The 19,882-nt window shown below is 75.3% G+C and carries 15 protein-coding genes and 1 pseudogene; 11 read left to right on the top strand and 5 right to left on the bottom strand.

Annotated elements, in window-relative coordinates; translation table 11 throughout:
* The first annotated feature begins 1 nt into the window (after position 1).
* The 7 genes from SVTN_RS17140 to SVTN_RS17105 all read left to right on the top strand — a co-directional run bounded on the left by SVTN_RS17140 (position 2) and on the right by SVTN_RS17105 (position 8,618).
* Complete coding sequence (locus SVTN_RS17140; RefSeq protein ID WP_041129886.1) at positions 2 to 877, top strand: beta/alpha barrel domain-containing protein; 876 nt, start codon at positions 2 to 4, stop codon at positions 875 to 877.
* Between the two features lie 81 nt (positions 878 to 958).
* Positions 959 to 1,510, top strand: a complete 552-nt coding sequence (locus tag SVTN_RS17130) for a cupin domain-containing protein (RefSeq protein WP_159026460.1) — start codon at positions 959 to 961, stop codon at positions 1,508 to 1,510.
* Complete coding sequence (locus tag SVTN_RS17125) at positions 1,507 to 3,111, top strand: class I tRNA ligase family protein (RefSeq protein WP_041129883.1); 1,605 nt, start codon at positions 1,507 to 1,509, stop codon at positions 3,109 to 3,111. Before SVTN_RS17130 ends, SVTN_RS17125 begins: the two co-directional genes overlap by 4 nt.
* Positions 3,104 to 5,224, top strand: coding sequence for an FAD-dependent oxidoreductase (locus SVTN_RS41025; RefSeq protein WP_078908387.1), 2,121 nt, complete (start codon positions 3,104 to 3,106; stop codon positions 5,222 to 5,224). The genes SVTN_RS17125 and SVTN_RS41025 overlap by 8 nt, the downstream gene beginning before the upstream one ends.
* Before the next feature lie 21 nt (positions 5,225 to 5,245).
* Positions 5,246 to 6,490 carry an APC family permease gene (locus SVTN_RS17115; RefSeq protein WP_041129882.1) on the top strand — a complete coding sequence of 415 codons (1,245 nt, stop codon included), beginning with the start codon at positions 5,246 to 5,248 and terminating at the stop codon, positions 6,488 to 6,490.
* Between the two features lie 27 nt (positions 6,491 to 6,517).
* Entirely contained in the window at positions 6,518 to 7,870 is a 1,353-nt protein-coding gene (locus SVTN_RS17110; RefSeq protein WP_245727558.1) for a lysine N(6)-hydroxylase/L-ornithine N(5)-oxygenase family protein, read from the top strand.
* Positions 7,871 to 7,913: 43 nt separating this feature from the next.
* Complete coding sequence (locus SVTN_RS17105; RefSeq protein ID WP_041129881.1) at positions 7,914 to 8,618, top strand: pyridoxamine 5'-phosphate oxidase family protein; 705 nt, start codon at positions 7,914 to 7,916, stop codon at positions 8,616 to 8,618.
* Between the two features lie 288 nt (positions 8,619 to 8,906).
* On the opposite strand, the gene SVTN_RS17100 is transcribed toward SVTN_RS17105, so the two are convergent.
* Complete coding sequence (locus SVTN_RS17100; RefSeq protein ID WP_041129880.1) at positions 8,907 to 9,290, bottom strand: DUF6479 family protein; 384 nt, start codon at positions 9,288 to 9,290, stop codon at positions 8,907 to 8,909.
* A 154-nt stretch (positions 9,291 to 9,444) separates the two neighbouring features.
* Here SVTN_RS17100 and SVTN_RS17095 point away from each other — a divergent pair, with 154 nt between their 5' ends.
* Both SVTN_RS17095 and SVTN_RS17090 read left to right on the top strand, forming a co-directional pair.
* Positions 9,445 to 9,954: a SigE family RNA polymerase sigma factor gene (locus SVTN_RS17095; protein ID WP_041129879.1), complete on the top strand. Its 510-nt coding sequence runs from the start codon at positions 9,445 to 9,447 to the stop codon at positions 9,952 to 9,954.
* 48 nt (positions 9,955 to 10,002) lie between these two features.
* The gene (locus SVTN_RS17090) at positions 10,003 to 11,310 is read left to right on the top strand and encodes a hypothetical protein (RefSeq protein WP_041129878.1); all 1,308 of its coding nucleotides are present in this window, start codon (positions 10,003 to 10,005) and stop codon (positions 11,308 to 11,310) included.
* A 98-nt stretch (positions 11,311 to 11,408) separates the two neighbouring features.
* On the opposite strand, the gene SVTN_RS17085 is transcribed toward SVTN_RS17090, so the two are convergent.
* Positions 11,409 to 13,100 (bottom strand): bifunctional 3'-5' exonuclease/DNA polymerase, encoded by a 1,692-nt coding sequence (locus tag SVTN_RS17085; protein WP_041133979.1) that lies wholly within the window; start codon positions 13,098 to 13,100, stop codon positions 11,409 to 11,411.
* Positions 13,101 to 13,220: 120 nt separating this feature from the next.
* Positions 13,221 to 14,465, bottom strand: a complete 1,245-nt coding sequence (locus tag SVTN_RS17080; RefSeq protein WP_041129877.1) for a LuxR C-terminal-related transcriptional regulator — start codon at positions 14,463 to 14,465, stop codon at positions 13,221 to 13,223.
* A gap of 142 nt (positions 14,466 to 14,607) precedes the next feature.
* On the opposite strand from SVTN_RS17080, the gene SVTN_RS17075 reads away from it, so the two are divergent.
* Positions 14,608 to 15,534: an NADP-dependent oxidoreductase gene (locus SVTN_RS17075; protein ID WP_041129876.1), complete on the top strand. Its 927-nt coding sequence runs from the start codon at positions 14,608 to 14,610 to the stop codon at positions 15,532 to 15,534.
* 39 nt (positions 15,535 to 15,573) lie between these two features.
* Positions 15,574 to 16,131 (top strand): GNAT family N-acetyltransferase, encoded by a 558-nt coding sequence (locus SVTN_RS17070; RefSeq protein WP_041133978.1) that lies wholly within the window; start codon positions 15,574 to 15,576, stop codon positions 16,129 to 16,131.
* Between the two features lie 666 nt (positions 16,132 to 16,797).
* Here the strand turns inward: SVTN_RS17070 and SVTN_RS17065 are convergent.
* Positions 16,798 to 18,888, bottom strand: coding sequence for an ABC transporter permease (locus SVTN_RS17065; protein ID WP_041129875.1), 2,091 nt, complete (start codon positions 18,886 to 18,888; stop codon positions 16,798 to 16,800).
* 158 nt (positions 18,889 to 19,046) lie between these two features.
* Positions 19,047 to 19,859, bottom strand: a pseudogene (locus tag SVTN_RS17060) (ABC transporter ATP-binding protein); the annotation flags it as partial.
* Positions 19,860 to 19,882 lie beyond the last annotated feature (23 nt).

Here is a 19,882-nt window from a genome sequence, read left to right as displayed (position 1 = left end):
GATGACCCTGCTCGACTGCACCCTGCGCACCGGCGGACGGCTCACCGGCGGATCCGTACCCCTCGCGCTGGCCGCCGACTACCTCGCGGTCTGCGCGCGGCTCGGCATCGACGTCATCGAGCTGGGCAGCGTCCACGACCCCGCCGACCGCTCCGCCCCGCGCGGCGCGCTGCTGCCGGTCCCGCTCCCCGAGCGCTACGGCCCCCGCTTCTCCGTCCTCCTCGACACCGCCCGCCTGCCCGTCACGGACGCCGCCGCCACGGCCTCCGCCGGGCGGATCGCCGACACCCTCGCCACCGGGCCCGTCTCCGTCGGCCTGGTCCGCCTCGCCGTCCGGTACGACCGGGTCGCCCGCGCCGCCGCCCCGCTGCACCTCCTGCGGGAAGCCGGCTTCGGCGTCTGCCTCTTCCTCACCGACATCGACCTCGCCTCCTACCCCGAACTCGACCGCTGCCTCGGCGAGAGCGCGGCGCTCGGCCCGCTCGACGCCGTCTTCCTCGTCGACTCGCTCGGCTCGCTCCGTCCCGAGCGCGTCATCGAACTCGTCCAGTCCACCCGCGCCGCCGTGTCCGCGCCCGTCGGCATCCACGCCCGCGACAACCAGGGCTTCGCCCTGCACAACACCGTCGTCGCCCGGAGTTCCGGCGCCACCTGGCAGGACGCCGCCGTGTACGGCATCGGCCCGGGTGCCGGCCTGACCCGTACCGAGCAACTGCTCGCCCTCCTCGGCGCCACGCCCACCGACCTCGCGCCCCTCCTCGCGCTCATCGCCACCCACGTCGCGCCGCTCAAGCAGCGGTACGGGTGGGGGGCCGGCCCCCGCCAGGTCATGGCCGGCCTCGCCCGCATCCCGGTCGCTTCGGTGACGGGGCTCTAGCCGGACATCGCGTTCTGAGGCCCACGGTCCGTCGCACCGGACCGGCTGCCCTCCGCACCCCGCCCTTCCCAGGAGACCCGCATGCCCTTCACCTCGCCCATCCTGCCGCCCGGAGAACCGGCCCTCGCCCCCACTCCGTACCGCGGCCTCCCCGAGAACTCGAACCCGAGCCCGAGCCCGAGCCCGAGCCCGAGCACGAACCTGACCTCGAGCCCGAACCCGACCCCCGGAGCCGCCCCCATGGCCGACCGTCGCCTCCGCATCGACCGCAGCGCCGCCACCGAGGAGTTCGGGCTCGCCTGCCAGCGGCTCATCCCGTGGCCGGGCGGGGACGCCGAGCCGCCCGTCGGCGCGATGGCCTGCTTCCTGCGGCCCGGCGGGGACTCCGACCCCGACTGCCACAACCAGGACGAGGTCATGATCATCCTGTCCGGCACCGGCAGCGTGACCCTCGACGGCACGCCGGAGCCGCCGTTCCGCGCCGGCGACATCGTCGTGCTGCCCAAGAACCAGGAGCACGTCGTCCACAACACCGGCGACGCCGAGCTGAGTTGGGTCTCCCTCTACTGGCCGCTGCGCGAGCCCGCCATCCGTACCGAGAACGAGACCGAGAACGAGGAGGTCGCCGCATGAGCGCCGACGTGTCCGCCCACTGGATCACCGCCACCCCGCCCACCCCCAACGGCGACCTCCACATCGGTCACCTCGCCGGGCCCTACCTCGCCGGTGACGTCCTGCGCCGCTTCCTCGCCGCCGAGGGCACCGGAACCGTCCGCTACACCACCGGCCTCGACGACCATCAGAGCTACGTCCCGGTGCGCGGTCTCAATGACGGCGGACGCAAGGGCGACGAGGTCGCCGACGGCTACGGCGCCTCCATCGAGTCCGTGTGGCAGCAGGCCGGCGCCGACTTCGACGCGATCGTCCGTCCGCGCCGCGACGCCGGCTACCAGGCGGCCGTCCAGGACTTCTTCGCCCGCCTGTACGACGCCGGGCACATCGTCGCCCGTACGCGACCGCTGCCGTACTGCACCGGCTGCGAGCGCTGGCTGTACGAGGCGTACCTCAAGGGCGACTGCCCGCACTGCGGCTCCGGCTCCAACGGCAACGCCTGCGAGCCCTGCGGCCGCCCCAACGACTGCGCCGACCTGACCGACCCCGTCTGCACCGGCTGCGGCGCCACCCCCGAACTCCGCGACTGCGAGCGGCTCTACTTCCCCCTCGCCCCCTGGGAGCAGGAACTCACCGCCTTCTGGGAGCAGGTCGACATGCCGCCGCACCTGCGCTCCCTCTGCGAGCGGATGCGCGCCGAGGGGCTCCCCGAGATCGCCGTCAGCCACCCCTCCGAGTGGGGCGTGCCGGTGCCCGTCACGGGCTTCACCGACCAGCGGATCTACGTCTGGTTCGAGATGGCCCCCGGCTACCTCCTGGAGTGGACCGGTGCCGGCGAGACCGGACCGGCCCCCGCGCCCGTCCAGTTCTTCGGTTTCGACAACGGCTACTTCCACGCCCTGCTGTTCCCCGCCGCCTTCCGGGCGTACGACCCCGAGATCGCGCTGCCCCGGGCCTTCGTCGTCAACGAGTTCTACCGGCTCGAAGGGCTCAAGTTCTCCACCAGCCGGCGCCACGCCATCTGGGCGCACGAGGAACTCGCCCGGACCGGCGCGGACGTCCTGCGCTACCACGTCCTCTCCGACCGCCCCAACGGCCGCCAGACCAGCTTCAGTTCCGCTGCTCTCGCCGCCAGCAAGGAGCGGCTCGCCGAGCGCTGGGACGGCTGGCTCGGCCGGCTCCTCACCGCCGTCGCCGAGTCCGGTGGCGTCGCCTTCGACGAGGCGCCCCAGGGCCCCGCGTGGGAGCGGCTGCGCGGGCGGCTCGCCGAGACCGTCGGGCAGCTGCGGGAGGCGTACGGCGTCGAGGGGTACGACGCGCGGCGCGCGATCGCGCTGCTCGACGAAGTGGTGTGCCTCGCCGAGGACTTCGGATACGTGAACGGCTTCGAGGGCGAGCGTCCCGACGGCGCCTCCGCGTACCGCTCCGCCCTCTCCGCGCAGCTCGCCGTCGCCGCCGCCCTGTCCGCCTGGGCCGCGCCCGCCCTCCCGTACGGCTCCGCCCGCCTCGCCGCGCTCCTCGGCCTCGCGCCGGAACCGCGCCGGGTCGACGCGGAGGCCCTCGCGCCGCTCGCCCCGGGGACGCCGGTGGCGGCCTGGCCCGGGGCGGTCTTCAGTGCCTGAGCCCTCGGTGGACCTCCTTCCGCGCGGTGCCGTCGTCGGGCCCTTCTCCGGGCCCCGGGCCGCCTGGGGCGAACACCTGGAGCGGGCCGCCGAGCGGTACGGCACGGCCGTGAACTGGGAGCTGTACGACGACCGGGGCGAGGCCGAGACGGCCCGGCAGATCGCCGAGGCGGTCGTCGCCGAGGGCCGGCACGCGCTCGTCGTCGGGCACTTCAACAGCGCCGGCGCGGCGGCCGCCCTCCCCGTCTACCGGGCGGCCGGACTCCCCGTCCTCCTCCCGCTCGCCACCACCCCCGACCTCCTCGCCGACGGCGCCGGCACGCTCCTGCGCTGGTGCCCGGACGACCGGGCCCAGGCGGCCGACCTGCTCGCCGCCGTACGGGACGCGGGCCACGCCCGGGTCGCGGTCACGCACGACGGCAGCGCGTACGGGGAGCGGCTGGCGCTGCTCGTACGGGACGCGTCGGCGGCCGCGCCCGGGGGGTCCGTCGCCGTGCCGTCGGGGGCCGTGGTCTCCGACGGGAGCGGGCCCGCGACGGGCGCCGTGCCCGTGCCGGCCGTCCTGGCCGAGCCTTCCCTCGGCGTCCTCGACGCCCCCTCGGGGCGGGACGCCGCCGCGCTCACCGCGCTCGTCGTCTGCGGCACCCACGTCGGGGCCGCGCGGGTGGGACGGGAGTGGCGGGCGGCCGGGTTCGAGGGCGCGTTCTGGTTCACCGACGACTGCGCGGTGGACGAGTTCGCGGACCTGCTCGGCCCGCCTGCCGGTCCCGCCTCCGTGGCCCGGATGCGCGGCGGGCCCGAAGCCCACGTGGACGCGGCCTTCGCGGCCGCCACCGCCGCGCTCTCCGAGGACCCCGGGCGCACCGGACGCACCCTCCTCGCCGCCGTACGGGCCCATGCCGACCGGGGGTTCACCGCGCTCGGCGAGCCCGAGGCCGGGAGCGTGGGCTGGGACTTCGTGCCGGTGCCCGCCGCGAGCGGCGCGCGGACTCCTCGTACCGCCGGCCGGCACGGGCGCGCCTACGACGTCATCGTCGTCGGCGCCGGGGTCGTCGGCTCCGCCACCGCCTCCGTACTCGCCCGGCACGGCGCCCGGGTCGCGCTCGTCGCGCCCATGGACGGGCGCCAGGACCACGCCACCGCCTGGTCCGGCGGGCTCGTCCGGTCCTTCGAGGCCGACCCGTACCTGCGCGGGCTCGCCCTCCGCAGCCACCACCTCGCCTGGGGGCCCGCCGCGCTCGCGCCCGGACCGTACGGCTTCATGACCACCGGATCGCTCGTCCTCTGCGGCGACGCCGACCTGGAGCAGGCCGAGAAGGGCGTGGCGGAGCTCAACGGGGCCGGAGTGCCGGCGGAGTTGCTGGAACCGGACGTACTGGGGGCTCGCTTCCCGGGACTCTCCGTCGACGGCATCACCGCCGCCGTGTGGGAACCCGAGGCCGGTTACGCCGACCCGCCCCGCACCGCGCGCGTCTACCGCGACCGCGCCCTCGCCCACGGGGCCCGGCTGCTGCCCGCCCGCGTCCGCGAACTCGACGCCCCGCCCGGGGCCGACCGGGTCCGCGTCCTCCTCGAACCCGGCGGCCCCGTCGAGGCCCACGCCGTCGTCCTCGCGGCCGGCGGCGGCACCGGGGAGATCGCCGGGCACCGGCTCAGCGGTGCGGACGCCGGACGCACCAAGTCCATCCGGTACGGCTTCTTCCACCACCCCGCGACGGCCGGACTGCCGACCGTCGTCGACATGGTGAGCGGGGTGTGGGGGCGGCCCCAGCTCACCGGGGAGGCGGCCGGCGGCTACATGGCCGGGCGGCCCGTCGACGAGTGGGACGTACCCCCGGGCGGGCTCGCCACGCTGACCGACGAGCACGTGGCGTACATCCGTCGGGGCGCGGCCGCGCGGTGGCCCTGGCTCGCCGACCCCGCGACCCGCTTCCTCGGCGGGCGGCAGGGCGTCGACCTGTACACCCCGCACTCCCGGCCGCACCTCGGGCGCGAACGGGCCGACAGCCGGATCGTCCTCGCGACCGGGTGGTCGGGGGCGGGCTTCAAGACGGCGCCGGCGGCGGCGGAACTGGCGGCGGCGGAGGCGCTGGACGTGCTGGACGGCCCGTAACTCTTCACAGGAGGTGACACCATGACCGATCTGCTGCAGCGGCCCGAGGCCGCCCGGCGTCCCACCGCCCTCGGCGTGCGCGCGCTCGTCGTGTTCTACGTCAGCAGTCTCGTCGGGACCGGCATCCTTCTGGTGCCGGGACTGACCGAGCGGCAGGCCGGCCCCGCCGCGCTGCTCGCGTGGCTGGCGCTCGCGCTCAGCTCGTACCCCTTCGCCCGTTTCTTCGCGGAGATGTCGGCCTGGCGTCCCGACGCCTCCGGTCTCGCCGCGATGGTGGAGGCCGGGTTCGGCCGCCGCCCGGGCCGGGCTGCCGCGTTGCTGCTCGTCGCCACGTACGTCATCGGCAACCCCGTGATGGGCATCGTCTCCGCCCGCTGTCTCCTCGGACTGCTCGGGCAGCCCGACGGGCCCGTCTACCCGATCGCGATCGGCTTCATGGCGCTGTCCGCCGCGTTCACGCTGCTCGGGCTCACGGCCGGTGCCCGGGTGCAGACCGCGGCCCTGGTCGTGCTGCTGCTCGGCCTCGGCGGGGCCGTGGTGCTCGCGGTGCCGCGGTTCGACGCGGGGGAGTACACCCCGTTCCTCACGCACGGCTGGGGCGGCGTCGGCATCGCCGTCGTCACCGCCTTCTTCTCCTTCCTCGGCTGGGAGAACGTCTCCACCCTCGCCGAGCAGGTCGACGACCCGGCCCGCAGCTACCGGCGGGCGATCCGCTGGGCGGTGCCCATCGTCGGACTGCTCTACGCGGCGGTGACGGCCGCCTACCTGGCCGTCCCCGGCGACGAGCCCGTCGTCATCACCGCCCTCCTCGGCGCCTCGCTCGGCGACGGCGGTGCGATCGCCGGCGACCTCCTCGCCCTCGGGCTCGCGGTGGTCGCCACCAACGCCTGGGTGCTCGGCGCGACCAGGGTCGTCCGGGCCGCCGCCCGCGAGCGGATCCTGCCGCGCGCCCTCGCCGACCGCCCGGTGCCCGCGACCGTCGCGCTCGCCCTCGCGTACGCGGCCGTCCTCGGCGCCCTGACCCTCACCGGCACCGGTGAGGAACTGGTGCTCGTCGTCACCAGCAGCGCCTTCCTGCTCCTGTACGTGGCCGCCGCCGCGGCCGCCCTGCGGGCCCGCGGCACCGGCCGCGCCCTGCGCGCGACCGCCGTCGTGACCCTGCTGATCGCGGCCGCCTTCCTCTCCTTCGCCGGTACGGGGCTGCTGCTCGCGCTGCTCCTCGCCGCCGGCTGCGCGGTCGTCACCGGCCGCGCCCGGACCTCCTGAACCCCCTCCACCGAAAGGCACTTCGCCGTGAACGAGACCGTGAACGAGACCGTGAACGAGACCACCCCCGTCTACGACGTCGTCGGTGTCGGCTTCGGGCCCGCCAACCTCGCCCTCGCGATCGCCATCGAGGAGTACAACGAGCAGGCCGCGCCCGCCGAGCGGCTCACGGCCGTCTTCCTGGAGAAGCAGCCGAACTTCGGCTGGCACCGGGGCATGCTGCTCCCGGACGCCACCATGCAGGTCTCGTTCCTGAAGGACCTGGCCACGATGCGCAATCCGTGCAGCCGCTTCGGCTTCGTGCCGTACCTCCACGACCGTGGCCGCCTCGTCGACTTCATCAACCACAAGATGCTGTTCCCGACCCGCGAGGAGTTCCACGACTACCTCCAGTGGGCCGCCGACGGCGTGGACCACATGGTCCGTTACGGACTCGAAGTCACCGCCATCCGCCCCGCGGGGGCCGCGGGGCCCGTCGTCGAGGTCGACGTCGCCGCCGTCGGGGAGGCCGAGGCCGTCACCTACCGGGCGCGGAACCTCGTCATCGGCACCGGCCTCGTGCCCCGGCTCCCCGAGGGCGTCGAGTCCTCCGAACGCCTCTGGCACAGCAGCGAGTTCCTGCACCGGCTCGCCGCCCTGCCCGCCGCCGCGCCGCGCCGCTTCGTCGTCGCCGGGGCCGGGCAGAGCGCCGCCGAGATCGCCGACCACCTCCACCGGACGTACGAGGGGGCCGAGGTCGTCGCCGTCCACACCCGGTACGGCTACAGCCCGGCCGACGACAGCCCGTACGCGAACCGGATCTTCGACCCGGAGGCCGTCGACCTGTACCACGGCGCCGAGCCGTCCGTCCGCCGCACGCTCATGGACTACCACCGCAACACCAACTACGGCGTCGTCGACATGGACCTCATCGAGGAGCTCTACCGCCGCTCGTACCAGGAGAAGGTCCGCGGCGAGCAGCGGCTGCGGATCCTCGGCGTCACCCGCCTCACCGAGGTCGAGGAGGGCCCCGACGGCGTCCGCGTCCAGGTGCGGAACCTCGCCACCGGGGAGACGGAGACGATGGAGGCGGACGCCGTCGTCTACGCCACCGGCTACTCCGAGCCCGACCCGGGCCGGCTGCTCGGCGCGCTCGGCGCCGCCTGCGCGCGCGACGAGGACGGCCGGCTGCGGGTCCGCCGCGACTACCGGGTGGAGACCGCGCCCGGGATGGAGGCCGGGATCTACCTGATGGGCGGCACCGAGCACTCGCACGGCATCACGGCCAACCTGCTGTCGATGGCCGCCGTCCGGGCCGGCGAGATCTGCGACTCCCTGGTGGCGGGCCGTCGCGGGGGCCGGCGTTCCGACAGGCGGAAGTCGGTGGCGGTGACGGGCTGATCCCCCGTACAACACGTACACCCGCACGGAACGAGAGGTCATCATGAGCAGCACCACCACAGAGCTCGGCGACGAGCCGGCCGTCACCGAGCGGACCCGGCTGCGCCGGATGCGGCACAAGGGCAGCCACCGGCGGGCCGACCTGGACGCCGTGCTCGCCGCCGGCTTCCTCTGCCACCTCGGCGTCACCGTCGACGGCACGACGATGGTGGTGCCCACCGCGTACGGCGTGGACGGCGACCGGCTCTACCTCCACGGTTCGGTCGCCAGCCGCAGCCTGGTCCAGGCCCCCGACACCACCGTCTGCGTCACGGTCACCCACGTCGACGGCCTCGTCCTGGCCCGCTCCGTCTTCGAGCACGGGGTCAACTACCGCTGCGCGATGATCTACGGCGTCCCCGAGATCGTCACCGACCCCGAGGAGAAGCTGCGCGGTCTGCGGGCCCTGACCGAGCAGAGCTCCCCCGGGCAGTGGGAGTACGCGCGGCAGCCCAGCCGCAAGGAGCTCGCCGCGACCGCGCTGCTCGCGCTCGACCTGACCGAGGCCTCGGTGAAGACCGCCGACGGCCCGCCGGACGACGGCGAGTCCGAGGACGCGGCGCTCGGCCTGTGGGCGGGGGTGCTGCCGGTGGTGACCACCTTCGGCGAGCCGGTCGTCGACCCGGTCCTCCCCGCGGACTTCGCCCCGCCGGCCCACATCGCCTCACGCGCGGGCCGGGTGCTCGGCGAACCCCCTGCCGGTAGCTGAAACCCGATGGGGCTCCCGGTACGTCACCTGGCGTGACACCCGGTGGGCACGGGGCGGTGCCGAAGCGGTGTTTCCCTGCGGGGGCTGATCGAGGACGTCCTGCGTGTCCACGCCGCCGGCCGTCCGCCGCCCGTGGCGAAGGTGCTCGTCGCCTCCCGGGGCGAGCCGGAGCGGGACCTGGAGCGGCGACGTACCTGAGAGCAGGGATGGGCTCCGGCCGGGCTTCCGCCCGGCCGGAGCCAGAGCCGTCAGGTGCCTTCCGTCGCTGTCAGTCGCTGCCAGTCGCCGTCAGTCGCCGTGCCCGGTGCCGCCGCTGCCGAAGCCGCCGCTGGAGATGCCGCCCCACTTGCGCTTCTCCTCGGAGGGCGGGTCGGGTGAGGTCTCCGTGCCGGAATCCTTGAGCTGGTAGGGCATGAGCCTGTGCTCGCCGTCGGTCTGCGGCATCTCGGCCGGCCTGCGGTACTCGGCCACCTCGCCGGGCAGTGCCCCGGTGTCGGGCCGGTGCGGCTGTTCTTCCGGCTTCGGCTTCTTCGACTCGCGGGCGTTGATCCGGATGCCCAGCCAGAAGGCGCCGATGAGGACGAAGACGACGACGAGCCCGCCGATGACCTGGGCCAGACCTGACTGCCAAACCCCAGCGGCCAGGTTCTCTGCTGCGCTGAGAGTGTTCATACCAACAGGATTACCCGATTCCGCTTCTTTGGATGCGTCGAGCGGGAATCCTCTCCGATTCGCTTGGGGATTCGTTTGAAACATTCCCCCGCCCCCGTCGCGTCAATGAGGTGTACGGCGACCACACCATGTGACCACGAGGGGAAGGAGGGGCATGAGAAAGTCCCGCGCGGACGAGTTCCTGGAGTTCGCCTCCGCACGCACGGGGCACCTGTTCCGTTCGGCGTGCCTGCTGACCAGCGGAGACACGCATCTCGCCGAGGACCTCACCCAGGAGACCCTCGGCCGGATGTACTCCCTCTGGGGCCGCATGGCCCGGATAGGGAACCCCGCCGCGTACGCCCAGACCGTGCTCGTCCGCACGTTCCTCAGCCACCAGCGGCGCCGCTCGGCCACCGAGCGCCCCCTCGGCGAGCTGCCCGACCGCGCCCCCGACAACGGCGAGGACCCGGCCCTCCGGATCGCGCTGCTCGACGCCCTGGCCGGCCTCGCGCCGAAGGACCGGGCGGTCGTGGTGCTGCGCTACTGGGAGGACCGCAGCATCGAGGAGACCGCGGACGCCCTGCACGTCAGCTCCGCCGCGGTCCGCACCCGCTCGGTACGGGCGCTCGCGAAGCTGCGGGAACGACTCGGCGGCAGCATCGCCGAGTTCGCCACCCGCTGACCACCTGCCTTTTCTTTCATCCCACAGACCGGAGACGGTGATCTCGGCATGCCCCAGAACGAAGGACCCCAGCGCGAAAGCACCCCGTACGACCCTTTCGAGGAGGAACTCGGCGCGGTCCTGCGCAACACCGGCGACGGCTTCGTCGTCGACGACCGGCGCGAGCTGGTCGCGGGCGGGCTCCGGCGCGGCAAGAGCCGCCTGGTCCGCCGCCGCCTCGCGGTGACCGGCGGCGTCCTCGCGCTCGCCGCCGTCGGCATCGGCGGCGTGTACGGCGGCTCGCTGCTCGGCCCCGGCGGCCAGGCCGAGACCAGCTCCGTGGCGGCGCCCCCGATGCAGGGGCAGGACAGCGGCGCCGCCGCCCCCGGCAAGGAGGCGATGGACGCGACGATCCCGGTGAAGGACCTCGCCGCCGTCCTCAAGGCCAACACCCCGGACGGCCAGTGGCAGTTCGACAACCTGGGCGGCCAGGGACAGTCCGTCACCGGCGTCTACGACGACGGCAAGGGCAAGGCGGGCGTCAGCGTCGGCCTCTACCGGGCCGGCGGGACCCCCGAGTCCGGCACGGACCAGGTCACCTGCCCCGACAAGGCCGTCGTCCCGTACGACGACTGCACCACCGAGCGGCTGCCGGGCGGCGACCGGCTCATGGTCCTCCAGGGGTACGAGTACCCCGACAAGCGCGAGGAGACCAAGAACTGGCGGGCGGTCCTGCTCACCAAGGACGGGATCCTGATCGACGCGAACGAGTACAACGCCGCCGCCGAGAAGGGCGCCGCGATCAGCCGCGAGAACCCGCCCTTCAGCCCCGCCCAGCTGAAGGCCCTCGTCACGGCCGAGGCCTGGCGGCCGCTGGCCGCCCAGCTGCCCCAGCTCCCGGGCAGGACCGACACGGGCAAGGAGCGGTCGCCCGGGGTGCCGAGCGCGGCCGCCGTCCAGGCCACCCTGCGCTCCCTCCTGCCCAAGGGCGTCACCGTGACGTCCCACGGCGGCGGCGACGGCCACGGCTACGTCGTCGTCGACGACGGCGAGGGCCCGAGCCTCGTCGGCGTCGACGTCCAGCCCACCGCCGGGAAGATCGATGACATCGCCGAGCTCTTCACCGGGGCCGGCGTCGTCACCCTGCCCGACGGCACCAAGGTCAAGTCCACCCAGCAGCCCGGCGAGAAGGGCGGCGAGGGGGTCGTCTGGTGGAGCGTCGACACCCTGACCCCGGAGGGCTTCCGGGTCGCGGTCTCCGCCTTCAACTCGGACGCGCAGTACAAGGCCGCCACGCGCAATGAGCCGGCCCTGACGATGGAGCAGCTGAAGGCGCTCGCGCTGAGCCCGAAGTGGCGGAAGCTGCCGCTGAAGTAGGAGTACGAGGGGGAGGGCGGGGCGACCGATCGTCGTCCCGCCCTCCCCCTTCCTACTTCCTGCTTCCTACTTCGCGTCCGCGTACCGAAGCGAAGGGCTTACTTGGCGTCGGCGTACCGCTCGACCGTCGCCGTCGTGAACGGAAACCGAACCGGTGTCTCCCCGAACGCGATCCGCCCGGCCTCGTCCCCGGCCGCCCGGATCGCCTCCGTCACCGCCTCCGCCTCGTCCGCCGGACAGTGCACGATCACCTCGTCGTGCTGGAAGAACACCAGCTCGGCCCGCATCCCCGAGAGGGAGCGCCGCAGCGCCGCCAGCACCAGGAGCGCCCAGTCGGCGGCGCTGCCCTGGACGACGAAGTTACGGGTGAACCGGCCGCGGGCCCGTGCGTTCCCCGAGGCGTAGCCGGGCGTGAACTCACCGCTCTCCGGCTCCGGTTCGCCGGCGTCCTGCGGCAGCCCGGCTTCCTCGTCCTCGCCCGAGCCGACCGCCTTCGGGCTGGTCCGGCCCAGCCAGGTCCGTACGAGCCGGCCCTCCTCGCCCGCCTTCGCCGCCTCGTCGACATAGGCCACCGCGCGCGGGAAGCGGCGGCGGAGCGCCGCCAGGTTCTTCAGGCCGTCGCCGCTGGTCTGCCCGTAGATCGCGCCGAGCAGGGCGATCTTGGCGTGGTCGCGGTCGCCGGAGAAGGCCCGGTCGGAGAGCCGGGTGTACAGGTCGTCGGGGTGCCCCGCGACCTCCATCAGGCCGGGGTCGCGGGAGATCGCGGCGAGCACGCGCGGTTCCATCTGATCGGCGTCGGCGACCACGAGCCGCCAGCCCTCGTCGGCGACCACCGCCCGCCGGATCACCTTCGGGATCTGCAGGGCCCCGCCGCCGTTGGTCGTCCAGCGCCCGCTGACCGTGCCGCCGGGCAGGTACTCCGGCCGGAAGCGGCCGTCGCGCACCCAGTCGGCCAGCCACGACCAGCCGTGCGCCGTCCAGATCCGGTACAGCTTCTTGTACGCGATGAGCGGCTCCACGGCCGGGTGGTCGATCTCGGCGAGCTCCCAGCGGCGCGTGGACCTGACCCGGATCCCGGCCTGCGCGAAGGCCTTCACGACGTCGGCGGGCAGATCGGGCCGCACCCGGCGCCCGAAGGCGGCGGACACCGCGTCGGCCAGCTCCGCGAGGCGGCGCGGCTCGCCGCCGCCCGCGTACCGCTCGCCGAGCAGCTCGTTCAGCAGCCCCCGGTGCACGTCCGCCCGCCACGGCAGCCCGGCCCGGTGCATCTCGGCGGCCACCAGCATCCCCGCCGACTCGGCGGCCGTGAGCAGCCGCATCCGACCGGGGTGCTCGGCCCGGTCGTGACGGCGCAGCTGCTCGGCGTAGACGGCGAGGAGCCCGTCGAAGGGCACGGAGACGGTGGGGCGGGGCTCGAACAGCGAGTCCTGCGAACCGGGCTCGGCGGCGCGCTGCGGCGGATCCGGCGGTACGGGAGCGTTCCGCAGGCGCGCCCAGGCGGCGGCGGCGCTGCGCGGCTCCCCGAGCCGGCCCTCGTGCCCGAGGAGGAGCTGCTCGGCGTCCTCGATGTCGTAACAGCGCTCGACGCGGACGCCGGCGGCGAGGAGCCGCGGATAGACCTCGGCCGTCGACCGCCACACCCAGCGGGCCACGTCGGGCCTCCGGCGGACGGCCGCGACGAGATCCGGCTCGCGCCGCACGGGGCCGTCGGGCAGCCCGTCGGGCCGGAGGGGCACGAGCAGCGCGCCGTCCCCTCCGTCCTCGACGCCCAGCGCCCACCTCTCGCTCACGCCCGCGAGTCTGACACCCACCACTGACAGCACCCCTGCAGCCCCGCGCCCGCCTGGATCTCCGCCCCACCCATGCGGGCCCACAACGGGGCGGGGCGCAGGTTCGCAGCGGGTGGTGGGTTACGCCGCCGCGTGGAAGAGGGCCGCCGCCTCGCCCCGCGAGTCGACCCCCAGCTTGTTCAGGATGTTCGCGACGTGGAACTTCACCGTCGACTCGCTGATGTGCAACTCCTCCGCGATCCGCCGGTTCCGGTGTCCGAGCGCCAGGTGCCGCAGCACCTCCACCTCCCGCTCCCCGAGCCCGGTCAGCGGGTGGGCGGCCTCGACCGGGGCCTCGGGGGTCGCCAGCGGGATGACGGCCGTGATGGTCGTGCCCCAGCCGGGGACCGCGTCCATGTCGAGCCGTCCGCCGAGCACGTCGAGCCGGTCCCGGATCGTGCCGGCGCCCAGGTCGCAGGGGGCGAGCGCGCCCGCGCCGTCGTCGCGCACGGAGGCCCGCAGCTCGTGCTCGGTCAGCTGCCAGCCGACGTGGACCCGGTGCACGGAGTCCTGCTCCAGGACGATGAGGAGCAGCGACCGGACGATGGCCCGCGCACTGTGGGCGACATCGGCCGCGAGGGACCGGGTGGAGTCGGGCGCGCCGAGGTCGAGCCGCACCTTGCTGTGCCGGAGCATCGGCCGCAGCTCACCGGCGAGCCGCTCGAAGGCGTCCGCCACCGGCTCCTCCGCGAGCGCCCGGTCCCGCCGCTGCTCGGCCCGCATCTCGATGAGCGCGGACGCGGCGAGGTCGGTGGCGGTGCTCCGGGCCGTCGTGTCGTCGAGGGCCCGGCTGCGCAGCACCCCGAGGACGCCGGACAGCGCCGCCGCGTGCGAGGCGGTGAGTTCGGCGATCACGCGCGCGCGTGTGTCGGCCGCCGCCCGCGAACGGGCCAGCGCCCCCGGCACGGCCTCCGTCGCGAACCGGTCGAAGTGCCCGGTGACCAGGTCCCACAGCGCCTGCGCCACGGTGAGCGCGGCCGCGTCGACCGGGGCGGCGCCGTCCTCCCGTACGAGCACGAGGACCGCCCCGCGCCGGGTCGCGTGGCTGGTGACGGCGAGGACCTCGCGCTCCCGGCCGCCGATCTTCGCGAGCCCCTGCCAGGGCGCGCCGGGGACGCCGGCCGCGAGCAGCGGGGTCAGTTCGGCGGCGGTCATCAGCTCCGTACCGCCGAGGGCCTTGAAGGGGGAGTGGGCGCAGTGGGTGGAGAGTTCGGCCGCGTCCACGTGGGGGACCAGCGGGGCGAGGGCGGCCGAGACCTTGGGGAGGATCTCTCCGAGCGGCTGCCGGATGATCTCGTACGCGGTGGTCAGGGTGAGCGCGTCCATGCGGCTCAGCCTAGTCAGCGGCGGCCAGGTGACGGCCCGTCTTTCGGCCAGGTGGGACTGGCCGTTGGGAGGGCGGGGGAGAGGGGGGCGAGGGCGCAGTCTTGGGGCATCGAAGACCGAACGGGCAGCAGCGGAGGCTGAGATGGAAGCGATCGTGTACGAGGAGTTCGGCGGCCCCGAGGTGCTGCGCCACGAGACCGGCGTCGCGAAGCCGGAGCCGGGCCCGGGCGAGGTGCGGGTCAAGGTGGCGGCGGTCGGGCTCAACCCGGTGGACTGGAAGCGGCGTTACGGCTGGGTCGAGGCGTTCTACCCGACCACCTTCCCCGCCGTCCCGGGCCTGGAGTTCGCCGGCACGGTCGACGCGCTCGGCGAGGGCGTCACCGACGTGGCCGTCGGCGACGAGGTCCTCGGCTGGACGAAGACCGGCGCCTACGCCGAGTACGCCATCGCCGGCACCGTCGCCCCCAAGCCCGCCGGGCTCTCCTGGGAGGCCGCCGCGAGCCTCCCGGTGGCCGGCGAGACCGCCCAGCGCGTCCTGGACCTGCTCCGGGTGCGGGAGGGCGAGACGCTGTTCCTGCACGGCGCGGCGGGCGTCGTCGGCTCGGTGGCCGTCCAGCTCGCGGTCGCGGCCGGGATCACGGTGATCGGCAGCGCCTCGGAGTCCAACCACGCGTACCTGCGGGAGCTCGGCGCGATCCCCGTCGCGTACGGGGACGGCCTGGCCGACCGGGTCAGGGCCGCCGCCCCGGAGGGCGTCGACGCGGTCTTCGACGCGGCCGGGCACGGCGTCCTGCCGGTCGCCATCGAGCTGCTCGGCGGCGGCGACGCGGCGAAGGAGCGGATCGTGACGATCGCGGCGACGGACGCGGAGGAGCACGGCATCGTCTTCTCGGGCGTCACGGGGGAGCCGGAGGCCGTACGGGCCGGGCTCGCCGCCCAGGCCCGCCTGGCGGTGGAGGGCGCGCTCACGGTCCGCCTGGCGGAGACGCTGCCGCTGAAGGAGGCGGCGAAGGCGCAGGAGCTGAGCGAGTCGGGCCACGTACGAGGCAAGATCGTCCTGATCCCTTGATGCCTGGATGCCTGCTGTGAGATGAGGAAGGCGATGCCGATGTACGCGATGTCCCTGGGTGACGACGGCGCGGAGCTGCGCCCGCTCGAACCGTGGCAGGCCGAGGAGTTCCTCGCGCACATGGACCGGGGACGGGAGTTCATCGGCGCGCGGAACGGACTCCCCGACGTCGTGACGGACCTGGAGTCGAGCCGGGCCTTCCTCCGGGCGTACGCGGAGAGGGCGGCGGCCGACACCGGACGCATCCACGGCATATGGTCCGACGGCACGCTCGTCGGCGCGGTGATCCTCCGCACGTTCGACCCCGTCGGCGGCACGGCCGAGGCGGGCTGCTGGCTGGAGCCGGCGGCCGCCGGCAAGGGCCTGGTGACCCGGGCGGCGCGGGCGCTCATCGACTGGGCGATCTCGGTGCGCGGGATCCACCGGGTGCAGTGGGTGGTCTCCTCCGACAACGAACCGAGCATCGCGGTGGCGCGGCGGCTCGGCATGACGAGGGAGGCGGTGCTGCGGGAGAGCTACTGGTACCGGGGCAAGCGGCACGACGAGGAGATCTGGTCGGTCCTGTCCCCGGACTGGCCCGCCACCCCGACCACCTGACCAGCCCCGCGCGACCCCGCACCTCCGGGCGCCCACCCCGTTGTGGGCGGCGCCCGCCCGGGGCGGTGCCCCCGCCGCCCCCGTTGTGGGCATGCGTTCCGCCGGGGCGGAACGGGTGGGCACAACGGACCCGCGCCCTTGCCGGCGCCAGAGGCTCCCGCGCCTGGACCTGCACCACGTCGTGCGGCGCCGCTGGGGTGCGGGTTCAGGCGCGGGAGGCGGAGGCGCCGCTGAGGGCGCCGTCCCGTGTGCCCACCCGTCCCGCCCTGCGGGACGATTGCCCACACGGCAGCGAGTGCGGGCCCCACACGGCGGCGGGGCACCGCCCGCCCGGGCGCGGGGCCACACGGGGGCGGTGAAGGGCACCGCCCAGCCCGGGCGCGGGCCCGCACGGGCAGGGGCGCCGGCCACACGGGGGTGGGCCGGCGCCCCGCCCCGTCGGCGTGTGCCCACACGCACAGGGGCACCGCCCCGTGCGGGCATGGTCCAGCGGGCACCGCCCCGCACGGGTACGGCCCAGCAGGCACCGCCCCGCACGGGTACGGCCCAGTGGGCGCGGGCCCGCGCGGGCGCCGTCCGGGCGGGGCGCCGCCCAGCCCGGTGCGTGGGCGGGGCGGTGACCCGGCTCCGACCCCGGTCGCCGCCCCGTCGTCCCACCATCGCCGCTCAGCGCGTGAGCCGCCACGCGGGGACCGCCGACGCCGCGGCCGCGACCACCGCGCACACCCCCGCCGCCGCCCCGACCACCGGCCACGGGAGCACCAGGGCGACCGGCGCCGAGAGGGCCGCCAGGCCCGCTCCCAGGGCGCCCAGGACGACCCCCGTCACCACCAGACCGAGCAGGCCCCCGATCGCGACGGCCAGTACCGCCTCGCCCGTCACCACCCGCAGGACCTGGGCCCGGGTCGCCCCGGCGAGCCGCAGCGAGGCCAGTTCCCCGCCCCGTACCGACGTCGCCATCAGCAGGGTGTTGGCGAGGCCGATGACCGTGTAGACGAGGGCGATGCCCAGGACCAGGGCCATGCCCAGACGGGCCTGCCGGTTGTCGCCCGCCACGCGCGCGTGCGCCGTCCCTCCGCTCGCCTCCAGGGCCCGTACCGTCGCCGCCCCGCCCCCGCGCGCGTCGATCCGGTCGAGGGCGGCGCCCGGTGCGTTCGCCCGGGTGACGTACGGCCCGTTGTCGCCGGTCCCGAGCGCGAGGACGGCCGCGACCCGGAGCCGTACCGGACCGCTCCCGTCCGCCCGCCACACCTCCACCGTCTCGCCGACCCGGTGCCGCTCGAACTCCTCGTTGACGACGATCGACCGGTCGTCCAGGTCCCGCAGGTCCCCGGCGGTCACCGGCAGCCGGGCCAGCTCCGCGAAGGCGGCCGGGTCGGCGACGGCCCGCGCCCCGTACTTCACGACGGCCTCGTCCCCGTCCCGTACGAAGACGGAGGTCGCCCCGGTCGCGGAGAGGACCGCCCCGGCCGGCGCCGCCACCGGCCGCAGGTCGTCCCCGCTCACCACGTACTCCGCGGCCGTCTGCTCCCGCGCCTCCACCTCCTTCGCGCGCGTGACGCTCGCCGCCGAGCCGAACAGCGTCCCGGCGAGCGCCACGGTCACGAGGACGGGCGCGGCGACGGCGGCGGTACGGCGTACGGCGGCCGCGCTGTTCTCCCGTACGAGCGTCCCCACCGCCCCGCGCACCCGCAGCAGCCGGGCCACGGGCCGGACGAGGAGCGGGGAGAGCAGGGCGACGCCGGTGATCAGGAGCATCGGGAGGGTCGTGTACGTCTTCCGCTTCAGCAGCTCGGAGGGTTCCGTGACGCAGGTCCAGACGAGGAGCCCGAGCCCGGCCAGGAGCAGGCCCGCACCGAGCACCGCCCGGCCCGTGGGCAGGGCGTCCGCGTCGACGTCCGCCTCCCGCAGCGCCGCCGTGGGGCCGACCTTCCCGGCCCGCCGGGAGGCGGTGACGGCCCCGGCGAGGGCGACGGTCACCCCGGTCCAGAAGGCCACGTGGAAGGGCCAGGAGGGACCGCCGATCGTGAACCACGCGGGCGCGAGGCCGCCGTCGACGAGCGTCCGGGCGAGGAGCGGCGCGCCGAGGGCGCCGAGCGCGCACCCGGCGGCGGAGGCGAGCACGCCGAGCGCCGCCGCCTCGGCGAGGAGGAGCCGCCGGATCTGGCCGGGGGTGGCCCCGGCGGTTCGGAGGAGCCCGAACTCGCGCCGGCGCAGCGCGACGGCGAAGGCGAAGGTGGAGGCGACGACGAAGACGGAGACGAAGGCGGTGACGCCGCCGGAGGTGCCGAGGAGGGCGTTGAGGCCGACGAGGGCGCGGGCGTCCCGCTCGGGGTCGGGGTCGGCCTGGGTGCGCGCGTCCCCGGTGAGGACCCGGGCGCGGTCGCCGACGAGCGCCCTGACCTCGGCGGCGGGGGCGTCGACGCCGACGGCGTCGGGGCCGCCGGAGGTGGTGACGGTCCAGCGGGCGCGGAGTTCGCGGAGCACTCCGCCGTCCACAGGCTGTGGACGGTCGAGCCGCTGCTCCACGGGTACGGTGCCGGGCCCGCGCCGCACGTCGAGCTTCAGCCGGTCCTGGCCCCGGACGACGACGGGCGAGGACGCGAACCGCTGGGGAGAACGCTCGGGCGCGTGAAAGGTGGCGGAGAGGCCGAGCCCCATGGTGGCGAGCAGCCCGACGCCGAGCGCGAGGGCGACGAACCCGCCGAGGAAGGAGGCCCAGCGGTCCCGGAGCCCGGAGAACACGACGGTCAGCACGCCGGACCCCCCGCCAGGGAGCCCGCACCGGCCACGCGACCACACGCCGCACCACCCCCGCCGGGGCCCACGCCTCCTGCCGCACCGGCTCCGCCCGGGCCCACGCCGTCCGCCGCACCGCCCCCGCCCGGGCCCACGCCGCCTGCCGTCCTGCCCCGGCCCGGGTCTGCGCCTCCTGCCGCACCGGCCCCACTCCGCTCCACGCCTCCCGCCCCCTCCAGCGCCGCCATCCTCGCCGCGACCGTTTCCACCCTCGGATCCGTCAGTTCGCCCGCGAGGCGGCCGTCGACCAGGAAGACCACCCGGTCCGCGCGGGACGCGGCCACCGGGTCGTGGGTGACCGTGACGATCGTCTGGCCCTCGCGGTCGACGAGGTCCCGCAGCATGTCCAGCACCTCGCGGCTCGTCGTCGAGTCGAGCGCGCCGGTCGGTTCGTCGCCGAAGAGGACGGCCGGCCGGGTGATCAGCGCCCGGGCGATCGCGACCCGTTGCTGCTGTCCGCCGGACAGTTCGCCCGGCCGGTGCCGCTCCCGGCCGGCGAGCCCCACGCGCGCGAGTGCCTCCCGTGTCTCCGTACGGGACGGGCGGCGGCCGGCGAGCCGGAGCGGCAGGGCGACGTTCTGCGCGGCGGTGAGCGAGGGCAGCAGGTTGAAGGACTGGAAGACGAAGCCGATCCGGTCCCGGCGCAGCAGCGTGAGGCGCCGCTCGCTCAGCCCCTCCAGGGCCGTGCCGCCGACCTCCACGGTCCCGGCGGTGGGCCGGTCGAGCCCGGCGGCGCACTGGAGGAGCGTGGACTTGCCGGAGCCGGACGGCCCCATGACGGCGGTGAAGGTCCCGGAGAGGAAATCGAGGTCGACGCCGTCCAGGGCGCGGACGTCGCGGTGGTGCCGGGTGAGCCCTCGGAGCCGTACGGCAGCGGCAGCGGCAGCAGCAGCAGCGGCAGTGGCAGCGGCAGCGGTGGTCGTGGTCATGCGTCAAGCGAACCGTTTCCGCC

The organism is Streptomyces vietnamensis, from assembly GCF_000830005.1.
Classification (GTDB): domain Bacteria; phylum Actinomycetota; class Actinomycetes; order Streptomycetales; family Streptomycetaceae; genus Streptomyces; species Streptomyces vietnamensis.
The sequence above is the reverse complement of the archived record's forward strand: the minus strand, read 5'-3'. Positions and strand labels throughout refer to the sequence as shown.

What these genes read in the sequence shown, in the direction of transcription:
- SVTN_RS17140 (WP_041129886.1), top strand. Translation starts at nt 2, where the DNA reads ATGACCCTGCTCGACTGCACCCTGCGCACCGGCGGACGGCTCACCGGC.
- SVTN_RS17130 (WP_159026460.1), top strand. Translation starts at nt 959, where the DNA reads ATGCCCTTCACCTCGCCCATCCTGCCGCCCGGAGAACCGGCCCTCGCC.
- SVTN_RS17125 (WP_041129883.1), top strand. Translation starts at nt 1,507, where the DNA reads ATGAGCGCCGACGTGTCCGCCCACTGGATCACCGCCACCCCGCCCACC.
- SVTN_RS17115 (WP_041129882.1), top strand. Translation starts at nt 5,246, where the DNA reads ATGACCGATCTGCTGCAGCGGCCCGAGGCCGCCCGGCGTCCCACCGCC.
- SVTN_RS17105 (WP_041129881.1), top strand. Translation starts at nt 7,914, where the DNA reads ATGAGCAGCACCACCACAGAGCTCGGCGACGAGCCGGCCGTCACCGAG.
- SVTN_RS17100 (WP_041129880.1), bottom strand. Translation starts at nt 9,290, where the DNA reads ATGAACACTCTCAGCGCAGCAGAGAACCTGGCCGCTGGGGTTTGGCAG.
- SVTN_RS17095 (WP_041129879.1), top strand. Translation starts at nt 9,445, where the DNA reads ATGAGAAAGTCCCGCGCGGACGAGTTCCTGGAGTTCGCCTCCGCACGC.
- SVTN_RS17090 (WP_041129878.1), top strand. Translation starts at nt 10,003, where the DNA reads ATGCCCCAGAACGAAGGACCCCAGCGCGAAAGCACCCCGTACGACCCT.
- SVTN_RS17080 (WP_041129877.1), bottom strand. Translation starts at nt 14,465, where the DNA reads ATGGACGCGCTCACCCTGACCACCGCGTACGAGATCATCCGGCAGCCG.
- SVTN_RS17075 (WP_041129876.1), top strand. Translation starts at nt 14,608, where the DNA reads ATGGAAGCGATCGTGTACGAGGAGTTCGGCGGCCCCGAGGTGCTGCGC.
- SVTN_RS17070 (WP_041133978.1), top strand. Translation starts at nt 15,574, where the DNA reads ATGTACGCGATGTCCCTGGGTGACGACGGCGCGGAGCTGCGCCCGCTC.